Raw genomic sequence first — 7890 nt, 5'->3', positions numbered from 1 at the left:
GGGCCTTAGCTCAGCTGGGAGAGCGCCTGCCTTGCACGCAGGAGGTCAGCGGTTCGATCCCGCTAGGCTCCACCATACATACTTCAAACAAAGTCATGGATAATATCTATGGCTTTTTATTTTTTGATCTAATGTTTTAAAGGTGTTTTACTTGTTAGTGATTGGTATTTGTTTAAAAGTTCGTCTAGTTTATGACTGAAATAGATCATTTCCTCTGAAATGAGTGGGGTTTCTTTCGCTTTTTCATTTAAAAGCGTTCTGTATTGTTCAATTTCTTGCAAAAGTAATTGTTTGTCTTTCGTCATATTATCACATCCTTATCGAAAATTGGTTCCTCAATCGATTTGATAGTTTTGTGTCTTCTTTTTATACCCTTTTTTTACAGAGGTAAACATAGGAATCGTGTTATGATAGATGTAAAACTGATTTTTTGCACGTGCAAGTGAATTTTGAAACTTTTGAGGTATGTAAAACGTATGTTATGTCAGAATGAATGTAGGTAGGGGTAGTTTGATGGATACAATTGTAAAAAGGTTAATCCGGGAAGTGAGGAAAGGTGATCAACAGGCGTTTGCGGAAATTGTCGAACTCTATAAGGACAAAGTGTACCAAGTTGCCTATCGTATGGTAGGGAATGTCCATGAAGCACAGGATGTTGCACAGGAAGCTTTTTTACGTGCATATACGAACATCGATCGGTTTGATGTGAATAGAAAATTTTCTACATGGTTATTTCGCATTGCAACAAATGTAGCGATTGACCGGTTACGTAAAAAGAAGCCAGATTTTTACCTTCAGGATGAAGTGAAGGGGTCTGAAGGATTAACTTTTGAATCTCAATTGGCAGCAGACGAGGAAAGGCCTGAAGATCAGGTCGTTACGATTGAAATGCAAGAGTGGATTCAACATGAAATTAATCAACTCCCCCTTAAGTATCGTACAGCAATCATTCTTAAATATATGGAAGATCTATCCATTAGTGAAATTAGTGACATTCTTGATATACCGCAATCAACTGTTAAAACGAGAGTTCATAGAGGCAGAGAAGCTCTAAGGAAGAGAATGCGCCATGTATAGGAAGGGGTGTTAACATGAAGTGTGAACAAAAATATGAAGAATTAATTCAAAAAGTCGTCGATTCTGAAGCAACTGACGAAGAAAGAAAGCAACTGGACCAGCACTTAACTTCGTGTGCTCCTTGTAGGCAACACCTTAAAGAGTTAAAAAAAGTCATCGCTTTTGTGCAAAGTGCATCTCACATTGAAGCGCCTCCTAGTTTTACAGAAGATGTTATGGCAAGGTTGCCAGAACGGAAACAAACGTCTAAGTGGAAACAATGGACACGAAAACACCCGTTGCTTGTATCGGCGGCCGTATTCTTTTTACTCATGTTAGCAAGTGTCTCATCTCTTTGGAATACCGGCGATGAGCAGGTAGTTGTGACAGGGTCTGGTAAAGTTCAAATTGATCAAGAAAGTGGGAAAGTTATCGTACCTGAGGGTGAGGTAATCGAAGGTGACTTAATAATAAGGAATGGCCTGCTTCAAGTTGATGGAGAAGTTCAAGGTAATGTATTACTTGTTAATAGTGAATCATATTATGCGTCGGTTGGGCATGTGTCTGGAGAAATTCAAGAGCTCAATCAAGCGTTGGATTGGGTATGGTATCATGTGAAAAACTTTTTTAAAGAAGTGGTATCCTTTACAAATAATGAGGGCTCCGATAAATAGGGGCTCTCTTAATAATGTAGAATTAAACTTTGAACGTAGACTGTGATATAATGGACAAGGGAAAGAGGACCTTGCTTAGGTTCCTCTTTCGATGTATGTTAATGGTTTGGAGGAAGAGCCATGTTTTCTTTAGGAGAGTTTCGTTTGCTCAATTATGTAGGGCAAATTATCGATATATTGCTCGTTACCTATGTCGTCTATAAAGCGATCATGATTATTCGTGGTACGAGGGCTGTTCAGTTAGTTAAAGGAATTACAGTTATTCTAGCGGTTTGGTTTTTAAGCCGGTTTTTAGGTCTGCGAACGTTAGAATTTCTTATGAATCAAACATTTACATATGGCTTGCTAGCCATTATTATTATTTTTCAGCCTGAACTTAGAAGGGCGCTAGAGCAGTTAGGAAGAGGGCGTTTTTTCTCGAGCAGAACTACGCCTCAAGATGATTCTGCGAAAAAATCAATTGATGCCATAGTGAAAGCTTCTTCCTACATGGGAAAACGTAGGATTGGTGCGTTAATGTCTTTAGAACGTGAAACAGGGATGACAGATTATGTAGAAACAGGGATTCAAATGAATGCACATTTAACATCCGAGTTGTTAATTAATACGTTTATTCCGAATACACCTTTGCATGATGGAGCAGTCATCTTAAAAGGGAATACAATATTAGCGGCAGCTTGTTACTTGCCGTTATCTGAAAATCCATTTATCTCAAAAGAATTGGGAACTAGACATCGGGCTGCTTTAGGGGTAAGTGAGGTAACAGATTCCATTACCATAGTTGTATCAGAGGAGACGGGAAGTATCTCTTTAACGAAAAATGGCGAACTACATAGAGAACTAGATGAGGAAAAGCTGCGTTCTTTGTTAGAAAGAGAGCTGTTATTTGAAAGTAAGCAAGCAACCACTTCACGTTGGCAGTGGGGAGGGAAGAAAAATGGATAAGTTGTTCAACAGCCATTGGTTTGTTAAGATCATCTCTTTCTTTATTGCCTTGATGTTGTTTACAATGGTGAACATTGATAATATGGCTTCTCAGCCTGGAGTATTACCATCTATCTCTCCAGCTTCATATACGTTAGAAGACGTGGAGTTATCGGTTTACTATGATGAGGAGAATTATGCGATCACAGATAAAACAGAACATGTTCAAGTGAATTTAAAAGGGCCTCAGAGCTCTCTTACTTTGTTTCAGTTGACAAGGCCTTCCTATGAAGTGTTTGTCGATGTTAGAGAACGAGGAGAAGGTGTTCATACGTTAAGTGTACAGCATCGTAACTTTCCAAGTGATTTAAGTGTTTCAATTGTACCTCAATATGTGAGAGTGGAACTTCAAGATAAGCAAACCGTTTCTTTCCCAGTTCAAGTAGATATTATTAATTCTAGTGAAGTTGAGGAAGGTTATACGGTTGGAACGCCTATTGTCTCTCCCTTAAATGTTGATGTGACAGCAGCGAGAAGTCTAGTAGCGGAAGTTCATGAAGTAAAAGCGTATGTGGACGTTGCGGGAGCTGATAGAGCGATTGAAGAGACAACACCTGTAAGGCTTTATGATGAAGATGGGAATGAGTTGACGTTGTCGGTTGATCCGCAGGTTGTTGATGTAAAAGTCCCAATTACGAGTCCGAATCGTACGGTTCCAGGAAAGGTAACTCGAACAGGAGAATTACCAGACGGAGTTAGTATAAATGAAGTCAGGATTGAACCTGAAGAATTGACGGTATATGGTCCAAGAGATGTGATTGATCGTATGAATGTCGTTGAAGTAGGGACGTTAGACCTTAGTCAATTAACAGAAAGTCAAACGATAGAAATGGAAGTACCTATTCCACCAGGGGTGGAGCGTGTTACACCAGAAAAGGTGAGTGTTTCCGTATCAATTAGTACTGAGGAAGAGCAAGAATTTACGGACATACCGGTTGAAGTCATTGGTGGTCGTGATGGGGAAGAGATTACATTTAATGGAGATGAAACGAGAGAGTTAGCGATTACAGCAAGAGGTGCGGAACAACTGCTAGCAAAATTAACAGAAACTGATATACAGGCATTTGTAGATGTCAGTGATTTGTCGTCCGGTGAACACGAGATAGAGGTGCAAATTAACGGCCCTCCAAATATTCGTTTTGATTCTGCTGAAACGACAATTCCAATTGAGATTAGATCGCGTATTGAGTGATGACTTGTTTTGAAGGAGAGAATAAATAATGGGAAATTATTTTGGTACTGATGGTGTTCGTGGGGTTGCTAATACGGAACTTACCCCAGAACTAGCTTTTAAATTAGGTAGAATGGGTGGATACGTGTTAACAAAGGACACGGAGAAGCCTCGTGTTGTGATTGGTAGAGATACACGTATTTCAGGAGAAATGCTAGAAAGTGCACTTGTTGCAGGACTACTTTCGATTGGAGCAGAAGTGATGCGACTTGGAGTCATTTCGACTCCTGGTGTCGCGTTTATAACAAAGGCCTTAAGTGCAAACGCGGGTGTGATGATTTCAGCTTCTCATAACCCTGTTCCTGATAATGGAATTAAGTTTTTTGGCCCCGATGGATTTAAATTATTAGATAATCAAGAAGCTGAAATTGAGCGTCTTTTAGATAGTGAAGATGAACTTCCTCGACCAACAGGAGGGGCTCTTGGCGTAATAACCGACTATTTTGAAGGTGGACAAAAGTATCTTCAATACTTAAAACAAACAGTTCAAGAAGATTTTTCAGGCATTCATATCGCTTTGGATTGTGCACATGGAGCTGCATCATCATTAGCTCCTCATTTATTTGCTGATTTAGAGGCAGATATTTCAACAATGGGAACATCCCCAAATGGTATTAATATTAATGAACATTGTGGGTCAACTCACCCAGATGCGCTTTCAGCTTTCGTTCTTGAAAAGGGTGCACAAATTGGTCTTGCCTTTGACGGAGATGCTGATCGGTTAATCGCTGTCGATGAGAACGGTGAAGTCGTTGATGGTGACAAAATCATGTTTATTTGTGCGAAGTACATGAAGGAACAAGGTTGGTTAAAGCACAATACTGTGGTGTCAACAGTAATGAGTAACCTCGGTTTTTATAAAGGGTTAGAAGAGTTAGGAATTGAGGCTAAACAAACATCTGTCGGAGATCGGTATGTGATGGAGGAGATGAGAAAAGGTGGGTATAATATCGGCGGTGAACAATCCGGTCATATAATCTTCCTAGATCACATTACGACTGGTGATGGATTATTATCAGCGCTGCAACTCGTTAATATTATGAAGGCGACAAATATGCCATTATCAAAGCTCGCTTCTGTGATGGAAACATTCCCTCAAAAATTAGTAAATGTTCGAGTTACAGATAAGAATGCGGTCACTGAAAACGCAAAAGTGAGTGCAGTGATTGGTGAGGTCGAGGCTCAAATGGCAGGGGAAGGCAGAGTTCTTGTTCGACCTTCTGGAACAGAGCCGCTTGTCCGAGTAATGATTGAAGCAAAGACTAAAGAGCTTTGTGATCAATATGTTGATCAAATTGTAGAGGTTGTTAAAGCAGAAATGGGTCTAGACGAATAAAAGTGTATATATGCATAAGTGGCACAAAACAGGCTGCTTATGCATACTTTTTTATATAGAGTCAGACTCACTCTTTGAAAAAGTTTGTTAAATATTTACTTCTCATTGACGATTTAAGATGGGTAAGGTATGATAAAGCAAGTCAATAATGGAAAGGAGGATCGAAAAAGAAAAATGTAAAGCGCCTGGACTATAGTGGATATAGTTGACGAGGAGAGGGAGTATCGAATGTTCGGCGGATGCCCTCCGGTTGTAAGCATGACAACCGTTAAACTTCTGAGTAAAACAAGGAGGCAACTCTTTGCACAAAGCCAGAAGTAAGCATGCCTTCTAAAAAAAGATAAGAGTGGGGGTAAGTTTGCCCTCAAGCTTCTTGCCCCCAACTTCGGGAGGTAATTATTTATGTGCGGAATCGTTGGATATATTGGATCAGAAGATGCGAAAGAAATTTTACTACGTGGATTAGAAAAGTTAGAATATCGTGGCTATGACTCAGCAGGGATCGCGGTTGCAAACGATGATGGAGTTCACGTATTTAAAGAAAAAGGTCGTATTGCAGCACTACGAAATGTTGTAGATGAAAAAGTTGATGGAACGGTAGGAATAGGTCATACACGTTGGGCTACGCATGGAGTACCAAGTCGTACGAATGCTCACCCGCATCAAAGTGAAACAGCACGTTTTACACTTGTTCATAACGGTGTTATTGAAAACTATGAACAGTTAAAGAGTGACTATCTAGAAGGTGTAGACTTACAAAGTGATACGGATACAGAGATTATTGTTCAACTTGTTGATCGTTTTGTGAAAGAAGGTCAAACGGTCGAAGCAGCATTTAGCCATACATTATCTTTATTAAAAGGTTCTTATGCGATTGCGCTTCTTGATAAACAGAACTCTGACTTAGTCTATGTTGGAAAGAATAAGAGTCCGCTTCTTATAGGTGTTGGCGATGGTGTGAACGTAATTGCTTCTGATGCGATGGCAATGTTACAAGTAACTAATCAATTTGTAGAAATTATGGATAAAGAAATTGTCCTAGTATCACGTGATGACATTACGATCAAAACACTTGATGGTACAGTAATGTCACGTTCTCCTTATAAAGCAGAACTAGATGCGAGCGACATTGAAAAAGGTACGTATCCTCATTTTATGCTAAAAGAAATTGATGAACAGCCTTTTGTTATCCGTAACATCATCCAAAAGTATCAAAATGAGGATGGAACCGTTCGTTTGGATGAAGATATTCGCAATGCAATGAAATCTTCTGATCGTATTTATATTATTGCTGCAGGAACTAGCTACCATGCTGGTCTTGTTGGAAAACAGCTGATTGAAAAAATAGCTCAACGTCCAGTAGAAGTTCATATTGCAAGTGAATTCTTGTATAATATGCCGCTTCTATCAGAAAACCCACTCTTTATTTTTATTTCACAAAGTGGTGAAACAGCCGATCTTCGTGGTGTATTAGTTGATGTGAAAGAAAAAGGATACAAAGCATTAACCATTACAAATGTACCTGGTTCAACACTTTCTCGTGAAGCAGACTTTACGTTACACACGTATGCGGGTCCTGAAATTGCAGTTGCTTCGACGAAAGCTTACACAGCACAAATGGCTGTTCTCACACTGCTAGCTGTTGATACAGCAAATGCAAAAGGGATTGAGCTTGATTTTGATCCTATTCAAGAGCTTGGAATTGTTGCAAGTGCAATGGAAACTCTTTGTGATCAAAAAGAAAGATTAGAGCAAATCGCTCGAGATTACCTTGCTGTAACAAGAAATTGCTTCTTCATTGGCCGTGCGGCTGACTACTTTGTTTGCTTAGAAGGTGCTCTCAAGTTAAAAGAAATCTCTTATATTCAAGCAGAAGGATTTGCTGGTGGAGAGTTAAAGCACGGGACAATTGCCTTAATTGAAGACGGCACTCCAGTGATTGCGATTGCAACACAAGAACATGTTAACCTAAGTATTCGTGGAAATGTTAAGGAAGTTGCAGCTCGTGGAGCTAATCCTTGTATTATTAGTATGGAAGGCTTAGAGCATGATGGAGATGCGTTTGTTATTCCAAAGGTGCATGAACATCTAACATCACTAGCAACTGTTATTCCGCTACAGTTAATCTCTTACTATGCAGCTCTACACCGTGATTGTGACGTTGATAAGCCTCGTAATTTGGCGAAAAGTGTAACGGTTGAATAATACAAAAAGCTGTTTCAAATTCAAAAGAAGAGACGGAAATGGTTCCGTTCTTTAGGCGCCTTGAGAGGAGAAACCTAATCCTCTCAGTGCTAAGGGGTTGTGCCAAAGGTCAGAAATTGACCTTTGGCACAACCCTTTTTTAGTTTGTTTTCGATAATTCGCTTAGTAAAAAGTTTTAACTTTTACTGAGTCAGTTGTTAAGCGTTTTAAATTAGACAACATGTTTCCTTTCAATAACTCCTAGCCTTATAATTGATAGCGCTCTCGTACTATGGGTATATAAAAATGTTAAGGGCTTAAGTGACGTTATGAAGTATAGTCACTTCATATGTACCATTGCTACACCGCTTATGATAACGGTTTTTATTAACAAATAGTATAGGTGAAATTTTTTTTTAAAAACT

The 7890-nt window shown here is 39.4% G+C and carries 7 protein-coding genes; 6 read left to right on the top strand and 1 reads right to left on the bottom strand.

What is annotated here, in order from left to right; translation table 11 throughout:
- Positions 1-128: 128 nt before the first annotated feature.
- A complete protein-coding gene (locus SAY88_RS21785; protein WP_332634307.1) occupies positions 129-305 on the bottom strand; it encodes an aspartyl-phosphate phosphatase Spo0E family protein in 177 nt (58 codons plus the stop codon).
- Between the two features lie 208 nt (positions 306-513).
- On the opposite strand from SAY88_RS21785, the gene sigW reads away from it, so the two are divergent.
- The 6 genes from sigW (at position 514) to glmS (ending at position 7486) form a co-directional block, all read left to right on the top strand.
- Entirely contained in the window at positions 514-1077 is a 564-nt protein-coding gene (sigW, locus tag SAY88_RS21780) for an RNA polymerase sigma factor SigW (RefSeq protein WP_332634306.1), read from the top strand.
- 14 nt (positions 1078-1091) lie between these two features.
- A complete protein-coding gene (locus SAY88_RS21775; RefSeq protein WP_332634305.1) occupies positions 1092-1730 on the top strand; it encodes an anti-sigma factor in 639 nt (212 codons plus the stop codon).
- Between the two features lie 120 nt (positions 1731-1850).
- Positions 1851-2675 carry a diadenylate cyclase CdaA gene (cdaA, locus tag SAY88_RS21770; RefSeq protein ID WP_332634304.1) on the top strand — a complete coding sequence of 275 codons (825 nt, stop codon included), beginning with the start codon at positions 1851-1853 and terminating at the stop codon, positions 2673-2675.
- Positions 2668-3906: a CdaR family protein gene (locus SAY88_RS21765; RefSeq protein ID WP_332634303.1), complete on the top strand. Its 1239-nt coding sequence runs from the start codon at positions 2668-2670 to the stop codon at positions 3904-3906. The genes cdaA and SAY88_RS21765 overlap by 8 nt, the downstream gene beginning before the upstream one ends.
- A 28-nt stretch (positions 3907-3934) precedes the next feature.
- Positions 3935-5281, top strand: coding sequence for a phosphoglucosamine mutase (gene glmM, locus SAY88_RS21760; RefSeq protein WP_332634301.1), 1347 nt, complete (start codon positions 3935-3937; stop codon positions 5279-5281).
- A gap of 402 nt (positions 5282-5683) precedes the next feature.
- Positions 5684-7486, top strand: a complete 1803-nt coding sequence (gene glmS / locus SAY88_RS21755) for a glutamine--fructose-6-phosphate transaminase (isomerizing) (protein ID WP_332634300.1) — start codon at positions 5684-5686, stop codon at positions 7484-7486.
- Positions 7487-7890 lie beyond the last annotated feature (404 nt).

This window comes from Halalkalibacter flavus (assembly GCF_036663575.1).
GTDB classification, from domain to species: Bacteria; Bacillota; Bacilli; order Bacillales; family Bacillaceae_D; genus Halalkalibacter; species Halalkalibacter flavus.
Note: the sequence above shows the minus strand (reverse complement) of the source record. Positions and strands in the feature narration are given on the sequence as shown.

Bases quoted from the DNA above. Each gene is read 5' to 3' on its own strand.
- SAY88_RS21785 (WP_332634307.1), bottom strand. From the start codon at position 305: ATGACGAAAGACAAACAATTACTTTTGCAAGAAATTGAACAATACAGA.
- sigW (WP_332634306.1), top strand. From the start codon at position 514: ATGGATACAATTGTAAAAAGGTTAATCCGGGAAGTGAGGAAAGGTGAT.
- SAY88_RS21775 (WP_332634305.1), top strand. From the start codon at position 1,092: ATGAAGTGTGAACAAAAATATGAAGAATTAATTCAAAAAGTCGTCGAT.
- cdaA (WP_332634304.1), top strand. From the start codon at position 1,851: ATGTTTTCTTTAGGAGAGTTTCGTTTGCTCAATTATGTAGGGCAAATT.
- SAY88_RS21765 (WP_332634303.1), top strand. From the start codon at position 2,668: ATGGATAAGTTGTTCAACAGCCATTGGTTTGTTAAGATCATCTCTTTC.
- glmM (WP_332634301.1), top strand. From the start codon at position 3,935: ATGGGAAATTATTTTGGTACTGATGGTGTTCGTGGGGTTGCTAATACG.
- glmS (WP_332634300.1), top strand. From the start codon at position 5,684: ATGTGCGGAATCGTTGGATATATTGGATCAGAAGATGCGAAAGAAATT.